Source organism: Pseudomonas sp. GM84, from assembly GCF_000282535.1.
Lineage (GTDB): Bacteria > Pseudomonadota > Gammaproteobacteria > Pseudomonadales > Pseudomonadaceae > Aquipseudomonas.
Genome location: NZ_AKJC01000139.1, coordinates 1 through 15203, shown reverse-complemented (window position 1 = coordinate 15203; position 15203 = coordinate 1). Strand labels below are relative to the sequence as shown.

13 protein-coding genes are annotated in these 15203 nt (G+C 63.8%); 4 read left to right on the top strand and 9 right to left on the bottom strand.

Annotated elements, in window-relative coordinates; genetic code table 11:
- Positions 1-15 precede the first annotated feature (15 nt).
- From guaA to PMI38_RS12520, 3 genes are all read right to left on the bottom strand, one after another.
- Complete coding sequence (guaA, locus tag PMI38_RS12530; RefSeq protein WP_008094440.1) at positions 16-1593, bottom strand: glutamine-hydrolyzing GMP synthase; 1578 nt, start codon at positions 1591-1593, stop codon at positions 16-18.
- Positions 1594-1671: 78 nt separating this feature from the next.
- Entirely contained in the window at positions 1672-3141 is a 1470-nt protein-coding gene (gene guaB, locus PMI38_RS12525) for an IMP dehydrogenase (RefSeq protein WP_008094438.1), read from the bottom strand.
- 86 nt (positions 3142-3227) lie between these two features.
- Positions 3228-3785, bottom strand: coding sequence for a hypothetical protein (locus PMI38_RS12520; protein ID WP_008094435.1), 558 nt, complete (start codon positions 3783-3785; stop codon positions 3228-3230).
- Between the two features lie 129 nt (positions 3786-3914).
- Between PMI38_RS12520 and xseA the strand changes: the two genes are divergently transcribed.
- The 3 genes from xseA (at position 3915) to leuA (ending at position 8214) form a co-directional block, all read left to right on the top strand.
- Entirely contained in the window at positions 3915-5294 is a 1380-nt protein-coding gene (gene xseA / locus PMI38_RS12515) for an exodeoxyribonuclease VII large subunit (protein ID WP_008094434.1), read from the top strand.
- Positions 5295-5297: 3 nt separating this feature from the next.
- Positions 5298-6125, top strand: coding sequence for a M23 family metallopeptidase (locus PMI38_RS12510; RefSeq protein WP_008094433.1), 828 nt, complete (start codon positions 5298-5300; stop codon positions 6123-6125).
- Between the two features lie 415 nt (positions 6126-6540).
- Positions 6541-8214, top strand: a complete 1674-nt coding sequence (leuA, locus tag PMI38_RS12505) for a 2-isopropylmalate synthase (RefSeq protein ID WP_008094432.1) — start codon at positions 6541-6543, stop codon at positions 8212-8214.
- 242 nt (positions 8215-8456) lie between these two features.
- On the opposite strand, the gene PMI38_RS12500 is transcribed toward leuA, so the two are convergent.
- The 3 genes from PMI38_RS12500 to zwf are packed head-to-tail and all read right to left on the bottom strand — an operon-like array spanning position 8457 to position 11318.
- The gene (locus PMI38_RS12500) at positions 8457-9131 is read right to left on the bottom strand and encodes a bifunctional 4-hydroxy-2-oxoglutarate aldolase/2-dehydro-3-deoxy-phosphogluconate aldolase (RefSeq protein ID WP_008094431.1); all 675 of its coding nucleotides are present in this window, start codon (positions 9129-9131) and stop codon (positions 8457-8459) included.
- Between the two features lie 17 nt (positions 9132-9148).
- Positions 9149-9862 (bottom strand): 6-phosphogluconolactonase, encoded by a 714-nt coding sequence (pgl, locus tag PMI38_RS12495; protein ID WP_008094429.1) that lies wholly within the window; start codon positions 9860-9862, stop codon positions 9149-9151.
- A complete protein-coding gene (gene zwf / locus PMI38_RS12490; RefSeq protein ID WP_008094426.1) occupies positions 9849-11318 on the bottom strand; it encodes a glucose-6-phosphate dehydrogenase in 1470 nt (489 codons plus the stop codon). Before zwf ends, pgl begins: the two co-directional genes overlap by 14 nt.
- 211 nt (positions 11319-11529) lie before the next feature.
- On the opposite strand from zwf, the gene hexR reads away from it, so the two are divergent.
- A complete protein-coding gene (gene hexR / locus PMI38_RS12485) occupies positions 11530-12393 on the top strand; it encodes a DNA-binding transcriptional regulator HexR (protein WP_177324908.1) in 864 nt (287 codons plus the stop codon).
- Here the strand turns inward: hexR and PMI38_RS12480 are convergent.
- The 3 genes from PMI38_RS12480 to PMI38_RS12470 all read right to left on the bottom strand — a co-directional run.
- The gene (locus PMI38_RS12480; RefSeq protein ID WP_008094422.1) at positions 12386-13240 is read right to left on the bottom strand and encodes a D-hexose-6-phosphate mutarotase; all 855 of its coding nucleotides are present in this window, start codon (positions 13238-13240) and stop codon (positions 12386-12388) included. The genes hexR and PMI38_RS12480 overlap by 8 nt on opposite strands.
- 117 nt (positions 13241-13357) lie before the next feature.
- Positions 13358-14650, bottom strand: coding sequence for a carbohydrate porin (locus tag PMI38_RS12475; RefSeq protein ID WP_238540189.1), 1293 nt, complete (start codon positions 14648-14650; stop codon positions 13358-13360).
- Positions 14651-14743: 93 nt separating this feature from the next.
- Positions 14744-15203 (bottom strand): TOBE domain-containing protein (locus PMI38_RS12470; RefSeq protein WP_008094418.1); only part of this gene is annotated, 460 nt, incomplete at its 5' end.

Here is a 15203-nt window from a genome sequence, read left to right as displayed (position 1 = left end):
AGGCCGGCTACCCGATCATTCCCACTCGATGGTGGCCGGCGGCTTGCTCGACACGTCGTAGGTAACGCGCGAGATACCGTCGATTTCGTTGATGATACGGCCGCTGACGGTTTCCAGCAGGTCGTACGGCAGGTGCGCCCAGCGCGCGGTCATGAAGTCCACGGTCTCGACGGCACGCAGCGCGACGACCCAGGCGTAGCGGCGGCCATCGCCAACCACACCGACCGACTTGACCGGCTGGAACACCACGAAGGCCTGGCTGGTCTTGTGGTACCAGTCGGCTTTGCGCAGCTCTTCGATGAAGATGTGGTCGGCACGACGCAGAATGTCGGCGTATTCCTTCTTCACTTCACCGAGGATACGTACACCCAGGCCCGGGCCCGGGAACGGGTGGCGGTAGACCATGTCGTACGGCAGGCCCAGCTCCAGGCCGATCTTGCGCACTTCATCCTTGAACAGCTCACGCAGTGGCTCGACCAGCTTGAGGTTCATTTCCTCTGGCAGGCCGCCGACGTTGTGGTGGGACTTGATCACGTGGGCCTTGCCGCTCTTGGCGCCAGCCGACTCGATCACGTCCGGGTAGATGGTGCCCTGGGCGAGGAACTGGATGTTGTCCAGCTTGCTGGCTTCGGCATCGAAAATGTCGATGAAGGTACGGCCGATGATCTTGCGCTTCTTCTCCGGGTCGGCTTCGCCTTCCAGGTTGTCGAGGAATTGCTTCTCGGCGTCGGCGCGGATCACCTTGACGCCCATGTTCTCTTTGAACATGGCCATCACCTGGTCGCCTTCGTGCAGGCGCAGCAGGCCGTTGTCGACGAATACGCAGGTCAGCTGGTCGCCGATGGCGCGGTGCAGCAGCGCGGCGACCACGGACGAGTCGACACCGCCGGACAGGCCGAGCAGGACGTTGGCCGAACCTACTTGCTCACGTACCTGGGCAATGGCGTCTTCGACGATGTTGGACGGGGTCCACAGGGCTTCGCAGCCGCAGATGTCCTGCACGAAGCGGGACAGGATGCGACCGCCCTGCTTGGTGTGGGTCACTTCCGGGTGGAACTGCACGCCGTAGTAGCCGCGGGCATCGTCGAACATGCCGGCGATCGGGCAGCTCGGGGTGCTGGCCAGCACGTGGAAGTCGCCAGGCATCTGGGTGACCTTGTCGCCGTGGCTCATCCACACGTCCAGGCCCAGTACGCCGTCATCGTCGACGTGGTCTTCGATGCCGTCGAGCAGGCGGCTCTTGCCGACCACGTCGACGCGGGCATAACCGAACTCACGCAGGTCGGAACCTTCGACCTTGCCGCCCAACTGCTCGGCCATGGTCTGCATGCCGTAGCAGATGCCCAGCAGCGGTACGTTCAGGTCAAACACGGCCTGCGGGGCACGCGGGCTGTTGGCTTCGTGGACCGACTCGGGGCCGCCAGCGAGGATGATGCCGCGCGGGTTGAATTCGCGGATCGCTTCATCGTCCATGTCGAACGGATGCAGTTCGCAGTAGACACCGATCTCGCGCACGCGGCGGGCGATCAGCTGGGTGTACTGGGAACCGAAATCGAGGATCAGGATGCGGTGAGCGTGAATGTCGAGGGCCATGACTCAATCTCGTCAGTGGAAATCGGAAACGACGCGGGGCTGTCGTGACAGCCCCGCATGCAAATGTTGCTGGAAGCCTCAGCCTACGCGGTAGTTAGGGGCTTCTTTGGTGATCTGCACGTCATGCACGTGGGACTCGGCCATGCCGGCACCGGTGATGCGTACGAATTCCGGCTTGGTACGCATCTCTTCGATGGTCGCGCTGCCGGTGTAGCCCATGGACGAACGCAGGCCGCCCATCAGCTGGTGGATGATCGCGGCCAGGGCGCCCTTGTACGGCACGCGGCCTTCGATACCTTCCGGTACCAGTTTCTCGGCGCCGGCCGAGGAGTCCTGGAAGTAACGGTCGGACGAGCCTTGCGCCTGTGCCATGGCACCCAGCGAGCCCATGCCGCGATAAGCCTTGTAGGAACGGCCCTGGAACAGCTCGACTTCGCCCGGTGCTTCTTCGGTACCGGCGAACATCGAACCCATCATCACGCAGGAAGCACCGGCGACGATGGCCTTGGACAGGTCACCCGAGAAGCGGATGCCGCCGTCGGCGATCAGCGGCACACCGGTGCCTTCCAGAGCGGCGGCGACGTTGGCGATGGCGCTGATCTGCGGCACGCCGACACCGGCGACGATGCGGGTGGTGCAGATCGAGCCTGGGCCGATACCGACCTTGACGGCATCGGCGCCGGCTTCAGCCAGGGCCTTGGCCGCAGCGCCGGTGGCGATGTTGCCGCCGATCACCTGCACTTGCGGGTAGGTTTCCTTGACCCAGCGAACGCGGTCGATCACACCCTTGGAGTGACCGTGGGCGGTGTCGACGACAACCACGTCAACGCCAGCGGCAACCAGGGCAGCAACGCGCTCGCCGGTGTCCTTGCCGGTGCCGACCGCAGCGCCGACGCGCAGGCGACCCTGGTCGTCCTTGCTGGCCAGCGGGTAGGCCTTGGCCTTTTCGATGTCCTTGACGGTCATCATGCCCTTGAGGCTGAACTTGTCGTCGACGATCAGGACTTTTTCCAGGCGGTGCTTGTGCAGCAGCTCGCGGACTTCGTTCTTGTCGGCGCCTTCGCGGACGGTGACCAGACGCTCTTTGGGCGTCATCACGTCGCGTACCTTGGCATCCAGGCGGGTTTCGAAGCGCACGTCACGGGAAGTGACGATGCCGACCAGGTCGCCGTTCTCCAGCACCGGAACACCGGAGATGTTGTTCAGGCGGGTCAGGTCGAACAGGTCGCGCACGGTGGCGTCGGCCTCGATGGTGATCGGGTCCTTGACCACGCCAGCCTCGAACTTCTTGACCTTGCGTACTTCGCCGGCCTGCTGTTCGATGGTCATGTTCTTGTGGATGATGCCGATACCGCCTTCCTGGGCCATGGCGATGGCCAGGCGCGCTTCGGTCACGGTATCCATGGCGGCGGAGACCAGCGGAATGTTCAGCTCAATGCCACGGGTCAAACGGGTCTTGAGACTGACTTCATTAGGCAGTACCTCGGAATAGCCAGGTACAAGGAGAATATCGTCGAAAGTCAGGGCTTCTTGGCTGATACGCAACATCGCGGGGGCTCCCGGGCGGGAAAAATGGAAGCGCGCCATTATACTCATCCACGGCGCGCCGCTCAATGCAAAATAAGGGCCTTCGGTCAGCGTTCTGGCAGTTTTACCTTCACCACCGCCACCGGCTGGTCGAGCCAATCGGCGAAGCTGTCGAGAAAGGCCTGGGTAAACCCGGCCTCGCCCCAGTTGTTGAAGATGAACCCCAAGTTGGAAAAGGCACATGGCTGCAGGTAAATGAAGCCATTGATGTCGTCCTCGAAACCGCACAGCGGGCAGGTGAAGTTGTCACTTACACCGGGCATCCACTCTTCCAGGCTTTCGAACAACGGTTCGCCCACCTCACGCCGGCACTCCGGGCAGCCGGCCTCTTCGAGAAACCCCTCGGTGGGGGTATAGATGCAACGCTTGAGCATCACTTCCAGGCCATTGACCTGCTCGCCGAACGGCAGCTTCTGCGGATGCAGGGCGACCTTGCGCGCGCCAGCGGCCAGGGCATGGCCCATGCGGTTGCCGGTGCGCCCGCAGGTGGTCATTTGCTCCTCGACGATTTTCTCGCGCACCAGCCAGCGCAGGATTGCCCGGGCGCGGGCTTCGTGCACCGGCACGGTGGAGAGTTTGGGGACGATGATGCTCTGGGTGGTCATTGGCGAAACGGGCCTGGGGATTGCGGTAATGCTGCAATTCTACCCCGGTAGTTCCTCGCTGCAATGCAGGGGTGAAGGCCCTATCGCCGGCACAGACAAGCGGCCCTTATGTCCTTTATGATGCCCGCCATGATCAAAGACCCCTTCGAACGACTCGGCCTGGACCGCGAGGTCCTCACCGTCAGCCAACTCAACGGTCGCGCCCGCGTGCTGCTGGAAGACGTGTTCCGCAGCGTCTGGGTGGAAGGCGAGATTTCCAACCTCGCCCGCCCGGCCTCCGGCCACATGTATTTCACCCTCAAGGACAGCGGCGCCCAGGTGCGTTGCGCACTGTTCCGGCAGAACGCCACACGCGTGCGCCAGGCCCTGCGCGACGGTCTGGCAGTGCGGGTGCGCGGCAAGGTTTCGCTGTTCGAAGGGCGTGGCGACTACCAGCTGATTCTCGACACGGTCGAGCCGGCCGGCGACGGCGCCCTGCGCCTGGCCTTCGAAGCACTGAAGGAAAAGCTCGGTGCCGAGGGGCTGTTCAGTGCCGAACGCAAGAAGCCGCTGCCGGCCCATCCACAGCGCATCGGCATCATCACTTCGCCCACCGGCGCGGTGATCCGCGACATCATCAGCGTGTTCGGCCGCCGCGCGCCGCAGGTCGAGCTGAACCTGATTCCCACCGCCGTGCAAGGCCGCGAGGCGATCAACCAGATCGTGCGCGCCTTGCAGCAGGCCGACCGGCTTGGCTTCGATGCCCTGATCCTGGCCCGTGGCGGTGGCTCGCTGGAAGACCTCTGGTGCTTCAACGAGGAAGCCGTGGCGCGCGCCGTGGCGGCCTGCGTGACGCCGATCGTCAGTGCCGTGGGGCATGAAACCGACGTGTCGATCAGCGACTTCGTCGCCGACGTGCGCGCCCCCACGCCGTCGGCCGCCGCCGAACTGCTTGCCCCCGACAACAGCGGCCTGCAGCAGCGCCTGGACGGCCTGCAACGGCGCCTGCTGCTGCGCATGCAGAACCGCCTGACCCATGACCGCCTGCGCCTGGATTCGCTGACCCGGCGCCTGCGCCACCCCGGCGAGCGCTTGCGTCAGCAGGCCCAGCGCCTGGACGACCTGGACATGCGCCTGCGCCGCGCCTTCATGCTCAACCTCAACCAACGCCGCGAGCGTCTGGCCCGGCTCGACACGCGCCTGGCCGCGCAGCATCCTGGGCGCACCCTGAAACTGCTGGGCCAGCGCCTGGACAGCCTCGCCGAACGCCTGCCACGGGCCATGCGCGAAGTGCTCAAGGATCGCCGCCAGCGCTTCCAGGCGCAGTTGCAGACGTTGCAGGTGGTCAGCCCGCTGGCCACCCTGGCGCGTGGCTACAGCATCCTCCTCGACGAACGTGGCCAAGCCATCCGCAGCGCCGAGCAGACCCACAACGGCCAGCGCCTGACTGCCCGCCTGAATGAAGGCGAGCTGCGGGTGCGGGTCGAGGACAACCACCTGACCCCGGTCACCCTTTCCCTACTGGACTGACACATGCCCCGCCTGTTCGCGCCCCTGCTTGCCCTTTCCCTGTTGTTGCTGGCGGGCGGCGCCCAGGCCAGCTACATCACCCGCACCTTGAACAAGCCGGTACCCGGTGGCGTCGCCGTGGTCGACCTGGGGCCTGCGGCCACTGCACCGAACGCGCGCTTCGATGGCAAGCCGGTGCTGGTGGTCAAGGAACAGGACAACTGGCTGGCCATCGTCGGCATCCCGCTGACGCAAAAGCCCGGCACGGCCGTGCTGAGCCAGGGGGGTCGCAACCTGACGTTCAGCGTGGGGAGCAAGAAGTACCCGGAGCAGCACATCACCTTGAAGAACAAGCGCCAGGTCAACCCCGACCCGGCCGACCTCAAGCGCATCGACCGTGAACTGGCCGAGCAGATCAAGGCCTACCGCAGTTTCAGCCCCAACCTGCCGAGCAACCTGGTGCTCGACAAACCCGTCAGCGGGCCGCTGTCGAGCAAGTTCGGCGTGCGCCGCTTCTTCAACGGCGAAGAACGCAACCCGCATGCGGGGCTGGATTTTGCAGTGCCGGCGGGTACGCCGATCAAGACACCTGCCAATGGCAAGGTGATTCTGGTGGGTGACTACTTCTTCAACGGGCGCACGGTGTTCGTCGACCATGGGCAGGGCTTTATCAGCATGTTCTGCCATATGTCAAAGATCGATGTGGCGGTCGGGCAGCAGTTGCGCCGGGGCGAGGTGGTCGGCCGGGTCGGCTCGACCGGGCGGGCTACCGGGCCGCACATGCACTGGAATGTCAGCCTGAACGATGCGCGGGTGGATCCGGCGATCTTCATTGGCGCGTTCCAGCCCTGAGACCGCAGCGCCTGCATCGCCGGCAAGCCGGCTCCCGCAAGGATCACCGCCGACCTCGTGGGAGCCGGCTTGCCGGCGATGAGGCCAGCACCCTCGACATCACTTCCCCTGTCTTGCGCGATCAAAAAATACAGCGCAACACGCTAAAAGCTTGAAAAGAATCCAAGCTATAAAATCTCGCTATCAAGCTTTTTTTAAGCATTCCTCTCAATTTTCCGCGAACACTTGCCATCCCCCACCCCACTGGTTAGGGTTGAAGGCATGAAGACCCACAGCACCCTCATCCTGCTCCGACAACATCGCAGCCTCTGCCTGGTCAGCGCCCGACTACCAGGCTGAATCGCGTCGCCTCGCCTTTTCATCTCGTTATTGCTCGGCAGGCCCGATCTCGGCCGCACATAAAAGGATTGCTTCCATGACCATGCTCAAAGACCCATCGAAGAAGTACCGCGCTTTCCCGACCATCGACCTGCCTGACCGTACCTGGCCGTCGAAGACCATCACCCAGGCGCCAATCTGGTGCAGCTCCGACCTGCGTGATGGCAACCAGTCGCTGATCGAGCCGATGGACTCCGAGAAGAAGCTGCGCTTCTGGAAGACCCTGGTGCAGGTTGGTGTGAAGGAAATCGAAGCCTCGTTCCCGTCGGCTTCGCAGACAGATTTCGACTTCGTGCGCTCGCTGATCGAAGACGGCCACATCCCGGACGACACCACCATCCAGGTGCTCACCCAGGCCCGTGAAGACCTGATCGCGCGTACTTTCGAGTCGCTGCGCGGCGCCAAGAAGGCCATCGTCCACCTGTACAACGCCACCAGCCCGTCGTTCCGCCGCATCGTCTTCAACCAGGACAAGCAAGGCGTGAAAGACATCGCGGTGAACGCGGCCAAGCTGTTCGTCAAATACGCCGCCCAGCAGCCGGAAACCCAGTGGACCTTCCAGTATTCGCCCGAGACCTTTAGCGCCACCGAGCTTGAGTTCGCCAAGGAAGTCTGCGACGCGGTCATCGAGGTGTGGAACCCGACGCCAGAGCACAAGGTCATCCTCAACCTGCCGGCCACCGTGGAAGTCGCCACGCCGAACATCTACGCCGACCAGATCGAGTGGTTCTGCCGCAACGTCAACCGCCGTGACAGCGTGATCATCAGCCTGCACTGCCACAACGACCGTGGCACCGGCATCGCTGCCACCGAACTGGGCCTGATGGCCGGTGCCGACCGCGCCGAAGGTTGCCTGTTCGGCAACGGCGAGCGTACCGGCAACGTCGACCTGGTGACCCTGGCACTGAACCTCTACACCCAGGGCATCGACCCTGAGCTGGACTTCTCCGACATCGACGGCGTGCGCAAGGTGGTCGAAGAGTGCAACCAGCTGCCGGTGCACCCGCGTCACCCGTATGTCGGCGACCTGGTCCACACCGCGTTCTCCGGCTCGCACCAGGACGCCATCCGCAAGGGCTTCGCCAAGCAGCAGGACAGCGAGCTGTGGGAAGTGCCGTACCTGCCGATCGACCCGGCCGACATCGGCCGCAGCTACGAGGCGGTGATCCGCGTCAACAGCCAGTCCGGCAAGGGTGGTATCACCTACCTGCTCGAACAGGAATACGGAATCAGCCTGCCACGCCGCATGCAGATCGAGTTCAGCCAGGTGGTGCAAGGTGAAACCGACCGCCTGGGCCTGGAAATGACTGCCCAGCAGATCTACAGCCTGCTGCACAAGGAATACCTCCAGGCCAACGCCCCATATGCACTGGTCAGCCACCGCCTGCAGGAAGAGAACGGCCACAGCGCCGTGGAAGTGGAAGTCGCCGGTGAAGGCGAAACCACCCTGCACTGGCGCGGCAAGGGCAATGGCGCCCTGGAAGCCCTGGTGGCCGGCCTGCCGATCGCCGTGGAGATCATGGACTACAACGAGCACGCCATTGGTGCCGGTACCAATGCCAAGGCGGCGGCCTATATCGAACTGCGTGTGGCCGGGGGTCGTCCGGTGCATGGTGTGGGTATCGATGAGAACATCACCACTGCGAGCTTCAAGGCGCTGTTCAGTGCGCTGAACCGGTCGCTGAGCCAGCAAGAGGCTAAAGCGGCGTAAGCTGTTAGTTGGTGTTCAAGAGCCCGCATCCATGATGCGGGCTTTTTTGTTGCCTGTACCGGCCCTTTCGCGGGACAAGCCCGCTCCCACAGCCCCCACCACCTGCGAGTGTTTCGCAGAACCTCTGTGGGAGCGGGCTTGCCCCGCGACAGGGCCCGCGTCTGCAACACAAAAGCTGCAGACAAAAAAAGGAGCGCCGACCAAGCGCCCCATAAGCCGTAAAGCACACAACAAATTCAGTTTCAGTCCAGCAAGGCCATCGCCTCGGCGCTGCACGCCTTGATCCGCGCCCACTCGCCATTCTTGATCCAGCTACTGTCGAGCATCCAGGTACCGCCCACGCACATCACATTGGGCAGCGCCATGTAATTGCGCACATTGGCCGGATTTACCCCGCCAGTCGGGCAGAAACGGATATCACCAAACGGCCCGGCAAAGGCCTTGATCGCCGCTACGCCACCGCTGATTTCCGCCGGAAACAGCTTGAAGCGGCGGTAGCCCAGGGCATAACCCATCATGATTTCCGACGGCGTGCTGATACCTGGCAACAGCGGGATCTCGCTGTCCACGCCCGCTTCGAGAATGTCCTGGGTAATGCCCGGGGTAACGACGAACTGCGCACCGGCCGCTTCAACGGCAGCGAACATGTCGCGGTCGAGCACGGTGCCGGCGCCCACGCACAGCTCCGGGCGCTGCTCGCGCAGCACCTGGATGGCCTTCAGGCCATGCTGCGAACGCAGGGTCACTTCCAGCGTACGGATGCCGCCAGCAGCCAGGGCATCGGCCAGGGGCAGGATGTCTTGCTCACGGGCGATGGTGATTACCGGCAGGATGCGCGCCGCGCCACAGATCGCATCGATCCGGGTCGCTTTCTCGGCCATCGAGAGCTTGGGCTGTGGGCGTTCGAGGGTGGTCATGACAGTGGATCCTTTGCTCATGGGCACCAGTAGATGTCCAGGGGGTCGTGAAGAAAGGCGCGAATCGGCATTTCGGAAAGATCATTGCCCGCCAGCGCGGCGCGCAGGGTAGCGAGTTTGCCCGGGCCTTGCACGGACAGCGCGATGAAAGCGGCGCTGGCCAACAGCGAACGTGTCATCGACAGGCGCTGGTGCGGCACGCTCGGCGCCAGCATCGGCAGGCAGCGGCGCGGGTTGTTGCGGTCGAGACCGGCGGCCAGGTTGGGGCTGCCGGGGAACAGCGACGCGGTATGGCCATCGTCACCCATGCCCAGCACCAGCACATCGATAGCCGGCAACGCAGCCAGGGCCTGGTCGGCGCTGTCCGCTGCCGCGTCGAGCTGCTCGGCTTGTCGATAGAGTCCAACGAAACGGGCCTTGGCCGCCGCCCCCTGGAACAGGTGGCGGGCCAACAGGCCAGCGTTGCTGTCGGCATGCTCCACCGGCACCCAGCGCTCGTCAGCCAGGCTGACGGTGACCTTCGACCAGTCCAGCGCCTCGGTTGCCAACTGCTCGAGGAACGGCACCGGGCTGCGGCCACCCGACAGCACCAGGCAAGCCTGGCCCTTGGTAGCGATCGCGGCGCGCAGGCGCCTGGCCACGTCAGCCGCCAGGGTCGTCGAGAGCGTCTTGGCATCAATCAACTGATGCGCCTTCACGCTCGCCGGCAATTGCAGGTCAGATATCTCCATACCACGCCCTCCCATCACGTGTGATCAGTGCAATCGAACTCATTGGCCCCCACGATCCCGCCGCATACGGCTTGGGGGCATCGCCCGCGTTACGCCAGCCAGCGATCAGCTGGTCGCACCACTGCCAGGCGTATTCGATCTCGTCCTTGCGCACGAACAGGTTCTGATTGCCGCGCATCACCTCAAGCAAAAGGCGTTCGTAGGCATCCGGAATCCGCGCGGTGCGCCAGGTGTCGGAAAAATTCAGTTGCAGCGGACCGCTGCGCAGTTGCATGCCCTTGTCCAGGCCTTGCTCCTTGGTCATCACCCGCAAGGAAATACCTTCGTCCGGTTGCAGGCGAATGATCAGCTTGTTACCGATCTGCAAACGTTGTTCCGGGGCGAAGATGTAGTGCGGCGTTTCCTTGAAATGAATGACGATCTGCGAAAGCTTCTGCGGCATGCGCTTGCCGGTACGCAAATAGAACGGCACGCCGGACCAGCGCCAGTTGCGGATGTCGGCGCGCAGGGCGACAAAGGTTTCGGTGTCGCTCTGGGCGTTGGCGTTGTCTTCTTCCAGGTAGCCAGGCACCGCCTTGCCGTCGCTGTAGCCGGCAATGTACTGGCCACGCACCACACGGGTGCTCAGGCCATCGCCAGTGATCGGCGCCAGTGCCTTGAGCACCTTGACCTTCTCGTCGCGGATGCTGTCGGCCGACAGATCGCTGGGCGGGTCCATGGCGATCAGGCACAACAGCTGCAGCAGGTGATTCTGGATCATGTCGCGCAGCTGACCGGCCTTGTCGAAATAGCCCCAGCGACCTTCGATACCGACCTTTTCGGCCACGGTGATCTCCACGTGGGAAATCGAGTTCTGGTTCCACTGGGTTTCGAACAGGCTGTTGGCAAAGCGCAGGGCAATCAGGTTCTGCACCGTCTCTTTGCCCAGGTAATGGTCGATGCGATACACCCGGCTTTCCGGGAAAAAGCGCGCCACGGCATCGTTGACCCGCCGTGACGACTCCAGGTCGTGACCAATGGGTTTCTCCAGCACGACCCGGGTGCGTGCGGCCAGGCCGGCCTTGTCCAGGTTTTCGCAGATCGCGCCATACACGGCGGCAGCCGTGGCAAAGTAGGCGATCAGCGGCAGCTCGCCGGCCACTTGTTCGGCCAGGGCCTGGTAGCCCTCAGGCTGCAGGAAGTCCAGGTGCTGATAGCTCAGGCGGCCGAGAAAACGCCCCAGTGCCGCAGGCTCCAGGTCTGCTGGGGCAACGTGCCGGCGCAGGTGGGTTTCGATGGTGCTCAGGTGCTCCTGGGCGCTGCCAGGCTCGCGGGCCAACGCCAGCAAGCGCGTATCGGCGTGCAGCAGGTTGGCGCGGTCGAGCTGGTAGAGCGCAGGAAACAGCTTGCGCAGTGCCAGGTCGCCCAGGGCGCCAAACAGGGCAAAGGTGCAAGGTTCGACACTGATCGCAGCCATGATGTTGGTTCTTTCCTAAAGTTGATCTAGAAATACCGCTTTCACATAGGGTTTTCAAGAAATAATGTAGTAAAAACCATAACATTACACACAAAGATTACAGACAAGTGGTGCACCACCCGCACCGCCAGTACGATAGACGACCCTGCAAGAGGCCTGCTGCTCCGTCAGCCGGCTGTCTTCCCGACCCAAGGACACCCCCATGGACCGCGTGCGAAACCTCCTGGAGCAGATCCAGGGACGCCTCGACGAGCTGAACAAGGCCGAACGCAAAGTCGCCGAAGTCATCCTGCTCAACCCGCAACAAGCGACCCGCTTCAGCATTGCCGCGCTGGCCCAGGCGGCCAAGGTCAGCGAGCCGACCGTGAACCGCTTCTGCCGCTCGTTCGGCGTCAGCGGCTACCCGGAGCTGAAACTGCAACTGGCGCAGAGCCTGGCCAGCGGCGCGGCCTATGTCAGCCGCGCGGTGGAGGCCGACGACGACCCGGCGGCCTATACCCAGAAAATCTTCGGCAGCGCCATCGCCTCGCTCGACGCTGCCTGCCAGCAGCTCGACCCGCAACAGGTCAGCCGCGCCGTGGACATGATGATCCAGGCCCGGCAGATCCATTTCTTCGGCCTCGGCGCCTCGGCCCCGGTGGCCCTGGACGCCCAGCACAAGTTCTTCCGCTTCAACCTGGCAGTGTCGGCCCATGCCGACGTGCTGATGCAGCGCATGCTGGCCTCGGTGGCCCACACCGGCGACCTGTTCGTGATCATCTCCTACACCGGCCGCACCCGCGAGCTGGTCGAGGTGGCGCGCCTGGCCCGCGAAAACGGCGCCTCGGTACTCGGCCTGACCGCCGCCGGCTCGCCGCTGGCCCAGGCCTGCAGCCTGAGCCTGCATATCCCGCTGCCGGAAGACACCGACATCTATATGCCGATGACCTCGCGGATCATCCAGCTGACCGTGCTCGACGTGCTGGCCACCGGCATGACCCTGCGCCGCGGCGTGGACTTCCAGCCGCACCTGCGCAAGATCAAGGAAAGCCTCAACGCCAGCCGCTACCCGATCGAGGACGACGACCTCAACTGAGCCGGTGCGCCTGCAGCCGCAAGTGGGCGCGCTGCCCTGGCGCCAGGCTCAGGCCTTCGCCGCTGCCGCTGGCCGCCTCGACACAGACGAAGCCCAGGCACTCGCGCCCGGTCACGCCCATCAAGGGACGGTTGCCGGGGTGCCAGACCACGGTGTCATCACTGTCGCCGGTATCGATGCACAGCTCGCGCTGCCAGGCCGGGTCCTGCAACTGCACCCGTGGCGTACCCGGGTAGACCTTCTGGCAACCGCCCTTGAGCTTCAAGGCGCCGTCCTCACGACAGGCCTGACGATTCAGGCGGTCGTAGCCTTCGATATCCTCCAACCCAGACAGCGCTATCTCAGAAACGTCACTGATACGCCAGTAGGCCAGCAGCGCATGACTCAGCTGGCAAGGCTCGCTGTCCTGGTGCTCGGTGCTCAGGCTCAGTTCCATGCGGCTGCCAAGCCTTGCCTGCAAGTCCACCTGCCAGTCGCACAGGTCCAGGCGCCACTTCAGGGTCACGCCCTCCTCGTCCTCGCGGCTGTCCAGCAGCTTCCAGTCCAGCAACCGTGCCCAGCCATGGGCAGGCCACAGATCCTCGCTGGGATGGCGGCCATACCAGGGCCAGCACACCGGCACACCACCACGAATCGCCCCCACCTGCGGCCACTGCTCGGCGCACCACAGCCACGGCCGTTCGCCGGCGGGTTGAAAGTGCAGCAGTTGCGCGCCCTGACGGCTGAACACCGCTTGGCAACGGGGGTGATCGATGATCAGCACATCGCGCTGCTGGTAACGCTCCCACTCGAATGTCGGCCGGGGCCGTTGCGAGGAAAAGAAGCGATGTAGCGGATGTTCGGGCATGGTTCCAAGCTCTTGTTGTTTGAGATAGCGCTGTCTCGGCCTACCCCCGACAACCACTGCAAACCAGTGGATGCCGGAAGCCGAAATTGGATTGGCGTAAATTTACAACAAATGGGCTCAGAATGACGACTGAATCTTCAGGCCGGCGACCAGCGCGTTATCCACCTCGTCCAACCCGCCCGGGCTCTTGATGTACTGCAGGTTGGGCCGCACGGTCAGCCAGTTGGTGACGTGGAAGCCATAGTAGAGCTCGGCGTTGTACTCGGTACGTTGCAGCGGCACGAAACCTGGGTTGTCGTAGTCGTCGATGCCGCTCTGGGCATTGAGCAGCTCGGCGCGTTTCTTGACGTCGTCGTTCACATGGATGCGGGCCACGCCGAAGCCGATATCGTCCTTGGGCCGGGCATCGAAAGCGCCCTTGTAGACCAGGCCGACCTGCTGGTAGTTGTCGACCACGTTGGTAGCCTGGTCATGCACGGTGAAGTTGGCGAACAGGCTCAGGCCGCGGTTGACGTCGCCGCCATGGGCAGTGACCTGCTGCTGGGCCACCACCCACCAGCCGTGCTTGCTCGAGTGCGATTTGAAGTCCGCGCCGGTGAGCGCCTGCGGGTTGCCATTGACGTCGTCGAACACGTCGTCGGCCTTGGCCGTGCTGTAGTAGTAGCCCAAGCGGTATTCGCCTGGCAGCTCGTTTACCTTCGGCGACCAGACCATCTCCACCGGCAGGATCGCACCCTCGGTGCCGCTGCCGCTGAGCTTGAAGCCGTTGCCCGTCTCAAGGTTCGAGGGGTTCTGCTCGAAGGCGCCGACCTGGACGAAGAATTCCGGGGTGATGTTGTACTTGACCCGCAGCGCCCACTGGCTGACCGGCCAGTTGTACCAGATGCCGCCGACCCAGTTGCCCACCTGCGAGCCGCAAAAGGCCAGGTTCTGGAAGTCGCAGGGGAAACTGTTGAAGTCCTCCCCTTCGCCGAAGCGGCCGAATTTCACGTCCAGGGCACCGTCGAAGTACTTCTGCTTGATCCACATCTGGGTCAGGCGCCAGGTCTGGCCGCGCCCCCACACCTCCTGCACCGAGCTGAACTGCCCGGCACGCGGGTCGCTGATGCGGTCGTTGGACAGGTTGCGCCCGCTTCGCTCGGTGATCGCCAGCTTGAATTCGGCATCGTGCCAGCCGAGGATCTTCTGCAGGTCAAGGTGCGCGCCAAGGGCGAACTGGTCGCTGTAACGGGCGGTCTTGTCGTCGTTGTAACCGCCATTGAGGTTGCCGGCCACTTCACCGACGTAGTCGAGGGTGAAGTCATAGCCCTTTTCCAGCAGTTCGGTGCGGGTGCCACCCCAGTCACCAGACATCCATTTCGATTCGCTGGAGAAGGCCTCGGCGGCTTGCACGCCATTGCTGCCGACCATGGCAAGCAAGGCCAGCGAGCCCAAGGTCCTGATGCGGTTGCGCTGTTCCATCCCTTTGCGTCCTCTTTTTTCTTATTGGTGGTGTAGACGATGTCAACGGCTCTTGAAGTGAGCCACGTTGTCCTTCACGGATGCGTTGCCCGCGCCCAGGCCCAAGCGCTCACCGCTGGCGGCATCGAACAGCAGCACCCGCGCGGGGTCGAACTGCAGGTTCAGGCTGTCCCCGACCCGGCACGTGATGTCCGGTGCCAGGCGGCAGCAGACCTTGGTCTGGTTGAGGGTGACGAACACCAGCAAGTCCGGCCCGGTAGGCTCGGTGACCTGCACGTCGGCGCGAATACCCGGCAGGCCATTGCCCTCCCCCGTGCCCTGGGTGATCTGCTCCGGGCGAATGCCAAGGATGATTTCACGGCCCTCCAACCCTTCTGCGGCCACACCCAACGGCAACTCGCAACGCGCCTGGCCACTGTCGAGCTGGGCCAGCAGACGCCCGTCCTGCCTGGCCAGGCGTGCGGGAATGAAGTTCATTGGCGGCGAGCCGATGAAGCTGGCG